Annotated in this window: 11 protein-coding genes and 1 other RNA gene; 7 read left to right on the top strand and 5 right to left on the bottom strand. The window is 39.8% G+C overall.

Going from position 1 to position 15,072, the window contains the following annotated elements; genetic code table 11:
* Nucleotides 1-35: 35 nt before the first annotated feature.
* The 3 genes from AC19MX_RS02315 to smpB form a co-directional block, all read right to left on the bottom strand.
* The gene (locus AC19MX_RS02315) at nucleotides 36-1,952 is read right to left on the bottom strand and encodes an ATP-binding protein (protein ID WP_432398939.1); all 1,917 of its coding nucleotides are present in this window, start codon (nucleotides 1,950-1,952) and stop codon (nucleotides 36-38) included.
* A gap of 1,292 nt (nucleotides 1,953-3,244) precedes the next feature.
* Nucleotides 3,245-3,600, bottom strand: a transfer-messenger RNA (tmRNA) gene (gene ssrA, locus AC19MX_RS02310).
* Nucleotides 3,601-3,745: 145 nt separating this feature from the next.
* A complete protein-coding gene (smpB, locus tag AC19MX_RS02305) occupies nucleotides 3,746-4,234 on the bottom strand; it encodes an SsrA-binding protein SmpB (protein ID WP_188954380.1) in 489 nt (162 codons plus the stop codon).
* Between the two features lie 267 nt (nucleotides 4,235-4,501).
* Here smpB and AC19MX_RS02300 point away from each other — a divergent pair, with 267 nt between their 5' ends.
* Complete coding sequence (locus tag AC19MX_RS02300) at nucleotides 4,502-4,936, top strand: SRPBCC family protein (RefSeq protein ID WP_432398923.1); 435 nt, start codon at nucleotides 4,502-4,504, stop codon at nucleotides 4,934-4,936.
* Complete coding sequence (locus AC19MX_RS02295) at nucleotides 4,929-5,264, top strand: RnfH family protein (RefSeq protein ID WP_432398922.1); 336 nt, start codon at nucleotides 4,929-4,931, stop codon at nucleotides 5,262-5,264. Before AC19MX_RS02300 ends, AC19MX_RS02295 begins: the two co-directional genes overlap by 8 nt.
* Nucleotides 5,265-5,350: 86 nt before the next feature.
* On the opposite strand, the gene AC19MX_RS02290 is transcribed toward AC19MX_RS02295, so the two are convergent.
* Nucleotides 5,351-5,854: an outer membrane protein assembly factor BamE gene (locus AC19MX_RS02290; RefSeq protein WP_432398921.1), complete on the bottom strand. Its 504-nt coding sequence runs from the start codon at nucleotides 5,852-5,854 to the stop codon at nucleotides 5,351-5,353.
* Nucleotides 5,855-6,443: 589 nt separating this feature from the next.
* On the opposite strand from AC19MX_RS02290, the gene AC19MX_RS02285 reads away from it, so the two are divergent.
* The 5 genes from AC19MX_RS02285 to AC19MX_RS02265 all read left to right on the top strand — a co-directional run bounded on the left by AC19MX_RS02285 (nucleotide 6,444) and on the right by AC19MX_RS02265 (nucleotide 14,310).
* Entirely contained in the window at nucleotides 6,444-7,277 is an 834-nt protein-coding gene (locus AC19MX_RS02285) for an SAM-dependent methyltransferase (protein ID WP_432398920.1), read from the top strand.
* 46 nt (nucleotides 7,278-7,323) lie between these two features.
* Nucleotides 7,324-7,530: a hypothetical protein gene (locus AC19MX_RS02280; protein WP_432398919.1), complete on the top strand. Its 207-nt coding sequence runs from the start codon at nucleotides 7,324-7,326 to the stop codon at nucleotides 7,528-7,530.
* A 48-nt stretch (nucleotides 7,531-7,578) separates the two neighbouring features.
* Nucleotides 7,579-9,312, top strand: coding sequence for a tetratricopeptide repeat-containing diguanylate cyclase (locus AC19MX_RS02275; RefSeq protein WP_432398918.1), 1,734 nt, complete (start codon nucleotides 7,579-7,581; stop codon nucleotides 9,310-9,312).
* Between the two features lie 1,244 nt (nucleotides 9,313-10,556).
* Nucleotides 10,557-12,206 (top strand): malate synthase A, encoded by a 1,650-nt coding sequence (gene aceB, locus AC19MX_RS02270; RefSeq protein WP_432398917.1) that lies wholly within the window; start codon nucleotides 10,557-10,559, stop codon nucleotides 12,204-12,206.
* 640 nt (nucleotides 12,207-12,846) lie between these two features.
* Complete coding sequence (locus tag AC19MX_RS02265) at nucleotides 12,847-14,310, top strand: HDOD domain-containing protein (protein WP_432398916.1); 1,464 nt, start codon at nucleotides 12,847-12,849, stop codon at nucleotides 14,308-14,310.
* Between the two features lie 126 nt (nucleotides 14,311-14,436).
* On the opposite strand, the gene AC19MX_RS02260 is transcribed toward AC19MX_RS02265, so the two are convergent.
* Nucleotides 14,437-15,042, bottom strand: a complete 606-nt coding sequence (locus AC19MX_RS02260) for a nuclear transport factor 2 family protein (RefSeq protein ID WP_432398915.1) — start codon at nucleotides 15,040-15,042, stop codon at nucleotides 14,437-14,439.
* Between the last annotated feature and the right edge of the window lie 30 nt (nucleotides 15,043-15,072).

Genomic DNA, 15,072 nt, shown 5'->3' with positions numbered 1-15,072 from the left:
ATCATAGTTATTGAGCCATAGTCTCTTGTTCGCTGTTATTTCTGCACCAACGAAAGTACATTTTCAAAAACACTAGGGATAAAACGTCCATTTGTGAGGTTTACCATTGATTTACTTACTATGGAATACTTTAGCTCACCTTCTTTTCCTGTTTTTGAAAATTCATTCAGAGCGCCATATTTTTCTTTGATTAGCTTTTCCAATGGATGCCCTTTCATTTTCAAATATCGAGAATCAGTAAGTAACGTTTTCCCTGATACATAAGAAAGCTCCTCCTCTTTATTGTTGTCTTCACCCAGCACCTTATAAATAAAACGATTTACAGACTCTTGTAGTAGTTTGTCATTATTTAGCCAATCTGACCAATGAACTTCAACACCACAAATTTGGGCCATAGTAAAAACATCAGGTTTATTAGTATGAAGCAATAGAAGTATGCATATAGGATCAAGGGTAATATTTTCAATAGAGTACGAAAAATTTTGAGCTAAAACCGAAACGTGCTTGGAAGGTTTATTTTTCAAATCCCAGTCTATTATTCCTCTTACTGTTTTATTATCCCCCTGTTCTAATGCCTTTACTTGACCAACGACTTGTACACAATTTCCAACACCGTTTATTGATTTTATGAATTCATTCAGTAGATTTTCATCATGAATTTTTAAAATCTGTTTAACCTTATCCTTCAACTGCTGTTCTGGCATTTTAGGGCCTGAACTTACAAAGTTAAGTGAAATTTTAGGATCTAAGCATTTTGAACTATGTAATAGTTTTGCATAGATAGATTGATATACATCAGCATCATATTGGCTTTCGACAAAAACCTGCCTTCGGTTCTCTGGATTAATTGATATTTGAGTGACACCGTCTAATAGCTCCGCAACTCCCTCATCTTTAGTAACTGGAGAAATTGAGTTTTCACTAACAATATATGTACTATTTTCTGGTGACAAGGCGACAGTTGTTGGGGAGTGTGTAGTAATAAATATTCGTGATTTAAAACTTTCAGAAAATTCAGTTAGAACTCTGTACATTTTAACTACCATCTGAGGGTGTAAAAATGCATCTGGCTCATCTAGCAGTAGCAATTTAGGGGCTTGCACGGCAGTGTGATCATAATATTGGCTGTTAAATAATGTTAGAGCCAACCAAAGTAAGGTTTTTTCACCTGATGATAAAGCATCGACCGCGACAGGAAGGCCGCTACCTTGTTGTATTAGAGTGGCGTTATACGAATAACTTTGTGACAGAGTATCGGGTTCAGAGAATTTAAACTTATTATCAAAAGTTGACTCGATAATTTTATTTATGATTTTCCATGGCTCATCGCCGAATCTGTTTAAAAATGATTCTTCGCTAAGATATGAAACATCCTCTCCCTCTTGTTCGGCACAATATTTATTAAATTTATTAAGTTTTTTCCGTTGAATGTATCGATTACATATACTCGATATATTTTGAGAGCCTAGAACACTATGAATATGGTCTTCGAAATGCACTTTAATTTCATCATGTGTTAATTCACTTGGTCGCTTATTTAAATATTGACTAATTGAACTACATAATCTAAAAAGTGATTCATAAGGTAATGAATCTTCTTGCATCCTTCCATAATTTCTAGCATTTTCATGAGATAAAGGTGAGTCGAATTGATTCTTAATTCGATCAAACATTTGGAGTGATGACGTTATTTTCGTCTGAAACTGGCCGTCATTATATGCACCACCAAAATTAGGAGTTAGTTGGGCTTGACCTACAAGCATAATTTCTTGATTTGTAATCCTAACGCCTGCTAAATCAACTACTGACATTTGATTTTTGATGCTTTCTAGAAGGCGTGTCTTACCACATCCGTTTCGACCTGTGAGTACTACCATGTTACCGTTATGAATAAATGGTTCAGACAATATGAATCCATTATGTATTGTTTGACCCGATACATTAATAGGCACGCTAATCTCCCTGAGATTCAAAGCTTATTGAACGGCTCACCCGATAAAGTCGGCTGTTCAAGTTATTGATTTATATCATCCTACATTCTCTATGTCTTTGATGTAAAGTGATAAAACACTCTCAACATACCAAAATAAATCGAGGTTGCACGATAATGTCGTTTAAAAAACAAGCGATGATGTTTATTTACAATATTATCAATCAATTATACTTTTCGACATAAATCTACATTGCAACTTTAGACCTACCTAATGAGTTGTTTGATTTTAATTAAGCTAAATCTATTTATACCTGCATATAAAATCAGTTCATTCGGTCAAGCACAATCTAGTCATTAAATAATGGTTTATATAGAAAAGCACATCAATACTTCTAGTAAATATTTCTCAATAAATAAAGTCAGCATGTATGTTTCTGAGAGTACAGTTTTAGTAACGTAGTTTTGCTGTTTTTAGCAGTAAATGAATACATCTAGATCGTAATAATGAAATAGCACACGCTGAATACACTGGAGATTACTTGGCAATGGACAGCTTACTCATTAAAGAGTATCAAGTTTTGGGGCAAAAACGAGTTTCATGCTTTGCTTGTAATTGGTTGATTCAACTCTGGACTTGAGGACGTTGAAGAAAATGACGTAAGCTGGCCATGGACGGCCAGCTAGCTTTAGAGGGGAAGGGACGCCCCATCTGAAGCGTTAGCATTTTCATTCTTTACTATAAAGAGGTGGCCGAAGCAGTTTACAAACGCCGCCAAAAGCTGGATTCAACCACGTCGCGAAATTATCGCTTTTCAGATAATTTTGATGTGGCGGCTGGGAGTTCCAAGAGGGAACAGCCGTTGGTTTCCTTTTGGTCTGGTGTGGGCGAAGCGCCACGACGTTAGTGGCCGCAGGCCATGAGTACAAAAGTACAAAAGTACAAAAGTACAAAAGTACAAAGCAAACACCTGGATCCCGGCTCAAAAGCATCACCGGGAAGACGAGTAAAATTACAGGTGCAAGCGCGGCTGTGCCCTTCGAAAACATGGATGTTTTCGCAGAGCGCCCATGGATGGGTTTACAGCTTGTCACAGAAGCGATTGCACTAAGGTCACTCTTTCACATCCATGTGATTGTGACATTTGTATTTCCTATACATCACCTGCGGCAGGCTATAAGTACCAATGAAGTGTTGGTACCGAATATACTCATTTGATTCAAATACCCATCTAGCCACAATAATAAAGCAGAAATCTGGGCTAGCAGACAAACAAAAAGGGCTTAGCATTGCTGCTAAGCCCTTCTATAAATTGGTGGAGGCGGCGGGACTTGAACCCGCGTCCAGAAAGCCTACATCCTCGGCACTACATGTTTAGTCTCTCTTTTATTTAACCAAGCAGTCTCCGAAAGACAGGATGCTACTTGGTGAGTCCGGTACTGTTTCGCGGTTCACCCCCGGACGGAGTTCCCTCGCTAGCACACTGTAATATGACCATCAGAATCCACTGTCCACGTGCGAAACGTGTGGGTGATGGCTAGCTAGCCTAAGCTGCTAGAGAGTAGTTAGAGTCGTTTGCAACTATAACGGTGCGGCTTTTTACGAGGCCAACCGCCCCTCGACATGCTCCTTGGGTTTCGTGAATCCTGTCGAATCCAGAATCGCCCCCAATTGAGTTAATCATAACGTGTTGTTGGACGAATACCTAGTGTCCATTAACAAAATATAATCGTTTGTTCACTATCTGTTCGTTATAGGCCTATGTTCAATAACAACTTATCTGTTTTAGTTGTTTGTGCGGCCTACTGACGAGATTAAGCGTTTTCTTTGTCTTTTTTCATTACGCGTGCTTTTTCAATTTTCCACTCGCGTTCTTTGGTGTCTTCACGTTTGTCGTGATCTTTTTTACCCTTACCTAAGCCAATCTCAACTTTTACCCAAGCGCCTTTGCGCCAGTACATTGATAATGGCACTAAGGTGTAGCCTTGACGTTCAATTAAGCCGGCAAGTTTGTCAATTTCACTGCGCTTTAGTAGCAGTTTTTTGGTTCTGATTGGGTCACATATTACGTGGGTCGATGCCGTATTCAGTGGTTGAATTGTACAACCATGCATAAAGGCTTCGCCTTCTTTAATGTATACGTAACAGTCTGATAAGTTAACTTTACCCATACGGATAGATTTAACTTCCCAGCCCATCAGCTGCAATCCTGCTTCGACTTTGTCTTCGATGCGGTATTCAAAGGTCGCGCGCTTGTTGCGTGCGATGCTTGCTGAGGCATTTGCTGTTTTTTTCTTTACCATTGTATTTACCGTAGTGAATGTCGCTATCACTCTTTAACAGAGCGAGCTGACAGTCAGCAGTTAGCCCATTTAATAAACGCTATTATATTAATGTTTTAAATTAACACCATTGATATAAAAGATATGGGGGAGATTTTTGATATATCAACGATTATACCCAGTTTCTTAACGATTGTGTTATTTCCCACACGATTTAACATCAAGGCGGATGCCTTTTTTGTGTAACGTGATAAAATCCACACATTGTTTTTACTATAGTGATGTCAGATGCCCAAGATTGCCAAAAGTATGCTGGTTAGGTTTAGTGCTAAAGAAATGTATGATTTAGTCAATGATGTTGAGTCGTACCATGCTTTTTTACCCGGCTGTGTAGGGGGGAAGGTGCTAGAGTTTGACGGTAAAACCATGGTGGCATCTGTTGATGTGAGTAAGGCTGGGATCAGTAAAACCTTTACAACGCGCAACCAGATTGTAGAGGCAAAAACGATTTCTCTTGAGCTTGAAAACGGTCCTTTTAAGTATATGCATGGATTATGGCAGTTTACTGAATTAACTGACGAAGCCTGTAAAGTTGAGTTTGACTTAGACTTTGAATTTTCAAATAAGTTAGTTGATATGGCATTTGGTAAAGTTTTTAAAGAGTTAATGTCGTCGATGGTGATGGCATTTACCGAAAGAGCAAAGGTAATTTATCGTGACTAGTGAAACAGAACAATTTGCCGTGGATGTCATTTATGCCTTACCAAAGCAGCAAAAAATCATCACAACAATGGTTACCGCGGGCACAACGTTCATTGAAGCGGTGGTTCAAAGTCATATTGTGAAGTTTTTTCCTGAAATAAACCTTGATGACGTTAAGCTGGGGACCTTCAGCCGAGCAGCAAAACACGATGAAGTGCTCGTGCCTGGGCAACGTGTTGAAATATACCGCCCTTTGATTGCCGACCCTAAAGACGTGCGTCGTAAACGTGCCGAGAAAGCGAAAGATGAAGGCCGGATTAATAAAATTACCGGTGCTAAGGTCAGTTAATCGAAGTAGGTTCACTTTCGATTTTATTGCAGATATAAAAAAGCAGAATCAGTTGATTCTGCTTTTTTGTCGGCGCGGATTAAGAATTAATCTGGCTCGTTGGTTTTTTCTGGTTGATTGCTCAACGTAGGACGTTTTTCTTCAACGAGAGGTTTTGCGTCTGGACGCACTTCAGGCAATAACGGCTGTAAATCAGCCTCGTTTACCGACGGTAAAGTGCTCAACTCAAGTGGAGTACTGAACTCGTTACTTAAATCGTAATCGCCAGTCACGCTAGAGATTTTATCACCGGTAAAATGAACGATGAGTTCTTTATGAGTGATTTTTGCATTACGGCCACTTTTAAAGTGGTACACATAGTACCAAGTGTCGTCAGAAAAACTGTCGCGTAAAACAGGACGCCCTAAAATATATTCAGTTTGTTCTTTGGACATATCCACGCGCAGTTTTTCAACTTGTTGCGTTTCCATGTAGTTACCTTGCGGAATATCAGGCTTATAAATTAGCCAATCGAAAACGCTACATCCGCTCATAGATAGTGAAAGCGCTACTGCGCTTACAAGGGTAAGACTTTGTTTTTTGTTTATCATTGTCTGCGCTACTTCCTAAATTCTGTCGGTCATCATACCCAAGCTGTCCCTATGCTGACAAGGGCCGATTAGAAGATGTTGTGGCTTTGAGTGAATATCTGGGCGTAAGTTCCTTTTTTTGTCAATTAAATGACCAGAAAAGCTCATTTAAAACAATATTGCGATTAACACTCGCCTTAAAGGAATACCTTAGCTGCTTTCGCTCTGTGTTTTCGCTATTTGAATGGGAACAATCATTACATCATAGCGACGCTTTAATCAAAAACCGCTGGACGCATTATGAGTGATCACTTACTTAATGCGAAATGGCATTAGCTCAGCACCAGTTGCGTTTCAATCTTAATTTTTAAATGGTGCTATTTCAATCTTGTCGAGGAATACTTGACCATTACAGAAATATGGCGCGCGCAACATATCACACCGTCTCTAACTGGGTGTTGTCGTTATACTGACGATATTTACACCATAGTGTTGTAGTAATGTTGGTAAATAGTCATTAAAGTGTTTACTTTAAACAGTAGTGCTATTGCTGGCATTAATGCTAGTAGCGTTAAAATAGTGTTATTCATCAATAAAATAAGATGGCACAATGATAATAGAGCCACCAGACTCATCAAGCGAACCGGTAAAAAACGGTCAATTAATTTGTGTCGGCACAGGGATACAACTTGCAGGACAAATAGGCCGACTAAGCGTCAGTTACATTCAGCTTGCTGATGTGGTGTTTTCGTTGGTGCCAGATGGTTTTACCGACAGATGGTTGGCGACACTTAATGATGATGTTCGTTCGTTGCAACTTTATTACGCGCAAGCGGGTGAAATTAAAAATCGACGTGATAGTTATCAGCAAATGGTTGATGCTATGTTAGTTGAAGTACGCGCCAATAAAATAGTGGTATGCGCTTTGTATGGGCATCCTGGGGTGTTTTCCTGTGTGTCCCATATGGCCATTGCACAAACAAAAAAGCTAGGTTTTAGTGCAAAAATGCTCGCGGGTGTTTCAGCAGAAGCTTGTTTATGGGCAGACCTTGGGATAGATCCTGGCAGTAGTGGTCATCAAAGTTATGAAGCCACCCAATTTATGCTGTATCAACATGTACCCGATACCTGCGCGCATCTTGTGTTGTGGCAAATTGCGCTGGCTGGAGAACATACGTTAACGCAATTTGGTACAACGAAAGCAAGAATGCAGATATTGGTTGAACACTTAACGCAGTGGTATTCGCTTGATCATGGTGTGGTTATCTATGAAGCGGCAAATTTAGCGGTACAAGCACCTCGCATAGAAAGAATTAAGTTGGGTGAATTAGCGGGTGTTCAATTAACGACCATCAGTACGTTGCTCATTCCACCGAGCCAACCACTGAGGCTTAACCATGAAATGCTTGCGAAATTAGCAATAACTGAGACTGATCTCGGATGAAAAACATTTTAGTGTCACATAATAAATTTATAATTAAGGACATGATATGTCGAACTTAAGTCAATTTTTTACTCAATTAGGCACCGATGCCGTATTGTTAGAAGCTTATCAACAAGATCCGCGAGGCGTGATGAAAGCCAATGCCATTACCGATGAAGAAATCGCTGCTGTGATGTCTGGAGATAAAGCCCTTATTCGTCAATTAGCCGGAGACGATGAGATGCAGATGTTCCAGATAATCACAACACCATAGTAGGTAGGCACATTGCTGATTCGCTTTTGCATTAAATGGATTGTTACCGTGTTGCTGTTAAGTAGCGCGGTGATAACTCATGCAGACGAAATAGATACAGAGCTTGATACCGCTGAAAGTTTTATGCATACCGACACCCAAAGTGCGATAGTTAAACTTAATTCGGTATTAAGCCATGAAGCAACGTTGTCGAGTAGTCAAAAAAGTCGCCTCTATATGCTGATAAGCGTTAAGCACCTGTATTTAGCAGAGTATAACGACGCCGATATCGCATTAGAAAAAGCGCTATCTTTTAATCCGCCTGACGATATTTTAACGCGGATTTACTTATACAAAGTCACTGCCAGCATAGGGCTTAAAGATTACAAGCAAGCGTTTACCCAACTAGAGATTAATTTAGCCCGCATACATAACTACCAAGACAATAGCATTAAAATTGCTACTTACAATCGCCTACTAAATGTCTATTTAGAATTAGAAGCGTACGACGAAATGTTACGTATTTCGCGATTAGCGCTGGATCTGAATCAAGGCAAAAACCCTAAAAATCAATGTTATTCGATGTTGTATTATTCAGTGGCCCATTTGCGTTTAAAGCAGCTTGAACAAGCATCGAGCCTTTTTAGCGATACAGAGCAATATTGTGCCGAACAAGGTTTTCCGCTTATTGCCGTTATGTCGGTTAAAGGCCGAGGCATAGTGGCTTATGAAAAAGAAGATTATCTCCAGGCTGAATCGTTATTATTAACCTCACTAGAAGGTTATCAAAAGTTTAAGTTTGAAGTCGAAATTAATGAAATTCATTCATATCTAGGCATGACTTATTTTTATTTAGGCCGTTTTCAGCAAGCCAAATTCTTTGCCGACAAAGTCAATCAGCTGCCTATAGCGCCAAATAATTGGTTAGTGAAAAAGCGCGTGAATGAAGCGCTGTCATTAGTGGCTGGTAAGCAAGGTCAATTTGATAAAGCTTATCAATATCAAGTGGTGGCAAATGCATTGAGCCTGCAGATATTAAACGAACAAAAAGTAAAGGAAAACGCCTATCAAATGGCGCGTTTTGACAGTGTTGAGAAAAATCGCGAAAACAATAGTTTGATGCAAGATCATGAATTACTGGTACAGCAGAAAGATTTATTCATGAAAGATAAAAGTTCATCAATTATGTTTTCGACCTTATTAGTGGGTGTTTCTGTAGGGTTGCTATTGCTGCTGATCTCAGCGTGGCTGCAACGTAATCAATTTATGAAGCAAGCTCAGCGTGATGGGCTAACCGGGATTTACAACCGCCGAACTGGCCAGGAATTAGCTGAAAATGAGTTTGTCGAGGCGCAAACGATTAACGAACCGTTTTCTGTATTGCTGATGGATTTAGATTTATTTAAAAACATCAATGATCAATTTGGTCATGCAACAGGAGATTGGACCCTCAAAAAAGTCACTTCTGTGATTGAAGCGATGATACGGCCAAATGATATCTTTACTCGAATGGGAGGGGAGGAGTTTGCTATTTTTATGCCCAAGCAAGATCAAGCCGCAGCAGCAGAGTTTGCAGAACGTGTGCGTATTGAATTATTAGGCATTAATACCCGTTACTCAGGACACGACTTCACCATCACAGTGAGTAGTGGCGTTAGCACAGCGACTAAAGACGACCTAAGCCTTGATCCACTCATTCAACGTGCAGATGTCGCCCTTTATAGCGCAAAACATAATGGCCGTAACTGTGTTGTTTGCTACAACGAATCAATGGCAAAGCCGACTCGTTTATTTTCAAATTAATCCCGCTTGATCTATCCTGATGCTTAAGCATAAATGCGTTACTGCGCTGACACCTCTTTCGATAAATTCGGTGAGCTAAGGGCTAGCTCTTAATATCAACTTATCATCTGATTTATTATGCTTATTCTTCATCATGTTATTTCTGTCGTGCAAATCTGCTATAGCCAATCTTTTGAGCCAATCCTTTGAGCTAATCACTAAGCGTCGTTAAACGTCCCATTTTGTGCATGTGCTGTTCCCTTGTGCAGTATTATTAATCCGAATTATGCATCAATGACGTTGATTTATTATCGACAAAGAAAGCGTATTCGCATGCAACATCGTCGACAGAAAAGCAGATAAATACCCTGTATATTGATATATCAATCAATATTGCTATTAAGCGTTGATTGAGTCATTTGGCGTTTATCCAAACCCATGATGAAATTCATCTTGTCGAATTTACCTTTAGTCACCTCAATCACATGCACCATTTCTAAGCAAATTATCATCTTAAATGCACTATTAATGACGTTTTTATCATTTTTTTGCAAAATAAATGCATTTATTTTGCAAAAAACCAATCTATCAATTCTTGTTGATCGGGTGACGTAACTCGTCTTTTTAGTTGTTCTCAACCTTTCAACTTTCTCGTTTACGTAAACGTAATATTAAAACGATCGTTTAAATTCTGGTTTGTATGCTTAATTGTTAAGATTATGTTTAGTATGAAAAATTAATCCTTACCTATAGGTAAGCTCAAAACGTAATCAAATTGTTCTACTTTCTTATTTAGACTGAAGTTTAGTAATTAAATGTTTACAAGTAGTAAATTTATTACATTGATTTTTACCAAATGTATTTCTTGGTAAATTGGTAAGATGAATTAATAAAATATGATTTAGATTATTAACTCTAAACCTTTAAGCTCATATTTATCAATTGTTTGTATTTTATTTTTATGTTGATTTTAGCGGTTTTTTAGCGATATTTTCGAGAGGAGATAAAGGCTTTGGTTAAATTCAAACTGTTGCAATTACAAATGTTTTTGGTTAGTTTTTAGTTCGAAGCAGACATTTGAACGTTTTTGTTTGTCGCGGTAAATGATTGAGTAAAAGTAATAACTGAGTTTGAACATTAATCAGCACCGTTGGACCTTGGCTCAATTGGGTTAACAGGCAACATGTTGCGATTAAATACAAACACAGATGTTGTTACTGATGAGTCATCACAAACAAAACGATGCAGCACTTAGGGGGCCATATATGACGGCAGAACAGTTGGTAGCTCAATATAATAAGACCACATCAACAGATGACTCGGCAGCCACCGACATTACCTTTGTAGGCCCTGTAATAGAAGGTCAGCAAGATGTTTTCAACTCAGGTGCTGTGGCTTTTTTAAACTCGTTGTGTGCAACATTTGCTGCTGAAGTGCCAGAGTTATTAATGAAGCGTAAGCAAAAGCAAGCGCGCATTGATAATGGCGAACTGCCAGACTTTTTACCTGAGACCCGTGCTATTCGTGATGGCAATTGGACTATCCGCGGCATGCCTGAAGACTTAACTGACCGTCGTGTGGAAATCACCGGTCCAGTCGATCGCAAAATGATTATTAATGCCTTAAATGCTAACGCAAAAGTGTTTATGGCAGATTTTGAAGATTCATTAGCACCGAGCTGGCAAAAAGTAGTTGAAGGACAAATTAACCTTCGTGATGCGGTTAATGGCGATATTTCGTTTACAGCGCCAGAAACGGGTAAGCAGTATTCACTTAACCCAGATCCAGCCGTGTTAATAGCCCGTGTTCGTGGCCTGCATTTAATTGAAAAACATGTGCTTTATAAAGGCAGCCCTATCCCTGGCGGGCTTGTTGATTTTGCAATGTATTTTTATCACAACTATCGCCAATTATTAGCTAAAAACTCTGGACCGTACTTTTATATTCCTAAGTTAGAAAGCCATGTTGAAGCGCGTTGGTGGGCAAAGGTATTTGCCTTCGTAGAAGAACGTTTTTGCTTAAAGCCAGGCACGATTAAATGTACCTGTTTAATTGAAACGCTACCTGCCGTATTTGAGATGGAAGAGATTCTATATGAGCTTCGCTCAAACATCGTGGCGCTTAATTGCGGTCGCTGGGACTACATTTTTAGCTACATCAAAACATTAAAAAATTATCCAGACCGAGTATTGCCAGATCGTCAAGCCGTGACCATGGACACTAAGTTTTTAAGTGCATATTCCCGCTTACTGATCAAAACCTGCCATAAGCGTGGTGCATTAGCCATGGGAGGCATGGCGGCCTTTATTCCTGCTAAAGATGAAGAAACCAATGCCAAAGTATTGCAAAAAGTACGTGGTGACAAAGAATTAGAAGCGCGCAATGGTCATGACGGAACGTGGGTTGCACACCCGGGTTTAGCCGATACCGCAATGCAGATTTTTAACGACTACATCGGCGGCGATAAAACCAATCAATTGCACATTACCCGCGACGTAGACGCGCCAATTTTAGCCAGTGAGTTGTTAGAAACCTGCGCAGGTGAACGCACTGAAGAAGGCATGCGTTTAAACATTCGTATTGCACTTCAGTATATCGAAGCGTGGATCCAAGGTAATGGATGTGTACCGATTTATGGCCTGATGGAAGATGCCGCAACGGCTGAGATTTCAAGAACGTCTATCTGGCAATGGATAAAGCACCAAAAAACATTATCAAACGGTAAGTTGGTCACTAAAGATTTATTTAAAGACATGTTGAAACAAGAAACAGCTAACGTGAAAAAAGAGCTCGGCAGTGAACGATTTAATGCAGGTCAATTTACTCAAGCGGCTGCGTTATTTGAACAAATAACTACCTCGGATGAGCTAGTCGACTTTTTAACTTTACCTGGTTACGAACTGTTAACTGCGTAAAGACGGCTTATTGACCCATTTATTAGCAAAGAGCACATAGCGCAAGGTCGAAGATATTCACTTTGCCCACTTATTGAGTCAGGAAGGAGCGCCACTATGACGACACAATTAACTCGTCAGCAACAAATGCATTCGTATCGCATCTGCAAGAAGTGGGCACCGGTTACTTTGGCCAGGTTACTACCTGCATTCAGTGGAGGACGTCATCTGTCACCGCATTAACGGTTTCTACTGAAGAACAACAGAGTTAATCGTTAGCTCAACCGTTTTACAAGTTTAGCCACTTTGTGGCTATTGTAACCCCGTGCGGCTCACCTACAGGTCGCACGGGATTTTTATCCAATCTGTTAGATCATAAGCAATTGCTTAGTTGTTGATTTTAATTGTTTGGGTACTTCCTACCCGTAAGCTTTCCCAACCACGAATTTGTGATTGCGGCTCTGATGAGCCGTTTTTTTTGCGCTCATTTTATTAAAGTGTATATAAAATAAACTTTCAATGTTCAATTACGTGATTTTTTTAGAGATGAGTACAATAAAGCATAAACAGTACACGATAGTTGAACAAAATTGAGTATACTAAAATGTACAATTGTTATATTTAGGTTAATTATTTTAGGTTAATTATTTTAGGTTAATTATTGAAACCCACAACTCAGTCAAAAGGGGCCGATTACTGGACTAAACGTATCAGTGATCAAGAAATGCCCGCTTTATGCTCAACTGTGCGTGACTTAGAGAAACTTGCCAAAGATGATGTGTCTTCATTGGCGTTGCTCGGCCGCAGTGTAATGCATGATAACGCCTTAACCTCACGTATTTTACGGGTGGCCAACAGTGCTATTTATAATAAAGGCATTAATCAGGTTTCTACGGTTAGTCGTGCAGCCGTTGTGCTGGGTTTTGATACTATCCGCAATATTTGTATTACCGCAAAACTTCTCACTAGTCTTTTAGAAAATAAGCACCTGTCTGAAGGCGTATACCAGCGTTTGTTAAAGTTGATGGCCCAGTCATTTCAAGCTGCGATGTTGGCGCGGATGATGATGAGCGATCGCGGTGAATCTTTACGCGAAGAAGTGTTTATTGCCTCGTTGTTATACCGCATTGGCGAGAGCGCTTTTTGGAGTATGGGGGGCGATATTACTGAGAATCTTGACCGTAAGTTAGCCCATATTGATAACAAAGTAGATCAAAACGCAGCAATTAGGGCTGAGTTAGGCACGTCCTTTATCCAGCTTACTCAAGGGATAGCCCGAAGTTGGGGGTTAGGAGAGGTTTTGTTGAAATCCTTAGCCCAACCTGACGAACGTATGCCTGAAATACGTTGCATATTTTTGGCGGACAAGCTTTCGGAAGTATTATCGCAAGCTTATTCCGATCCCAAAGAATTACAAAAAAGATTAACTCAAGCCGCCGAAATGTTAGATGTGAGTGTCGAAGAAATCACTAAACGGATTATTCATTGTAATGAAATGACCCACAAACTGGCGGTTGAATATGGTGCGAAAGCGATTGTGTCATATTTACCTGAACCGAGCCGCGTAGCTGATTGTATCGAAACACCTGTCGAAGAAGTCATTGTTCGTCAAACGGATCAAGGATATCAACTCAGCAAGTTACGACAGTTGACTCAGTATGCTGTGGTGAAAACTGATTTTAATCAAATTATGCAAACAACACTGGAAGGCATTTTAACGGGAGTGGGAGTCGATCGATGTGGGGTGTTGTTGTTATCGCCAAGCCGTAAATTATTGCAACCTCGGGTCATGATGGGGGACGATGCTGAGATGCTTAAACAAGCTTTTGTGATTGAACTCAATGATCCTCAATCTGTATTTAGTCAATGTATTGAACAAAAACGCAGTATTTGGATTAACGCGCCTTCTTCGCAAGATTGCAAAGTGCAAGTTGATGATGCGCTTGTAGAAAAATTATCCTCGTTTGGTTTTTTGATTGCACCGTTAGCCATTGGTAATAAAGTGCTTGGGTTATTTTATGCTGACAGGCATGGCACCGCTCGCCATTTTGAGCCACAAGACAATGACAGCTTTACCCATTTTTGCCAGTTAGCTAATGTCTGTTTTGCTGTGTCGATGAGTTAATGTGGTTAGCTTTATACCCAATCAACCTGAAGCTGTGAAACACGTATCTTCAAGTTGATTGGGTATATATAAAAAAAGAGATGACCAATGGCCATCTCTTTTTTTTCGATTCAATATTTTAGATCATTACTGCATAATCAAGCTGGTGATACGTTTAGCTTTCTCATTAGGAATAGGAAAACTTAAATGGTATTGAGCGATTTTCCAGCCTTGTTCCGTGTGGACTAAAGCGCCAGTGCCTCGGCTTACGCCATAAGCTGGGCTAAACAGTTGCTCGTCAAATAAAATCGTATCGTCTATTTGGAGTAAATGACGAGATTGAAGTTCATAGTGCCAGCCTTTTGTTGGCTTTGCGTAGCGTTCAAATTCGACCATATTCCAACGCTCTGAATCATCAGTGCCAATAAATACTGCTTGTGGGTGATACAAGCTGAAATAACTAGTCCAATCGGCTGCCGCTGCACTTTCATGCAGTTTGTTTAACAGCGCGCTAACTTCTTGACGGTCTTCTTCTGACAAGCCTTGGCTATCTTCAATATCTGCTACATTGTTGAGATCTTTTATAACGGCTTGGCTTTCAGAGCTCACTTGCTGACTCACTGCCGCATTTTTAGGTTCTGTTTGAGTATGATCCGTTGTTAAGTCATTCGCTTCTGTTGCGTGTAAGTCGAAAGCTGCAGCTGTGGTGACTAACATGGCGATAAAGCCAAGTCGGTGAATAATTGATTGCATAATGTTCCTTACGTTGTTAATGCCATTTTC

The organism is Shewanella sp. MF05956, assembly GCF_059758055.1.
Note: the sequence above shows the minus strand (reverse complement) of the source record. Positions and strands in the feature narration are given on the sequence as shown.

Coding starts and splice junctions, on each gene's coding strand:
- AC19MX_RS02290 (WP_432398921.1), bottom strand. CDS start 5,854: ATGATAAACAAAAAACAAAGTCTTACCCTTGTAAGCGCAGTAGCGCTT.
- smpB (WP_188954380.1), bottom strand. CDS start 4,234: ATGGTAAAGAAAAAAACAGCAAATGCCTCAGCAAGCATCGCACGCAAC.
- aceB (WP_432398917.1), top strand. CDS start 10,557: ATGACGGCAGAACAGTTGGTAGCTCAATATAATAAGACCACATCAACA.
- AC19MX_RS02285 (WP_432398920.1), top strand. CDS start 6,444: ATGATAATAGAGCCACCAGACTCATCAAGCGAACCGGTAAAAAACGGT.
- AC19MX_RS02300 (WP_432398923.1), top strand. CDS start 4,502: ATGCCCAAGATTGCCAAAAGTATGCTGGTTAGGTTTAGTGCTAAAGAA.
- AC19MX_RS02280 (WP_432398919.1), top strand. CDS start 7,324: ATGTCGAACTTAAGTCAATTTTTTACTCAATTAGGCACCGATGCCGTA.
- AC19MX_RS02260 (WP_432398915.1), bottom strand. CDS start 15,042: ATGCAATCAATTATTCACCGACTTGGCTTTATCGCCATGTTAGTCACC.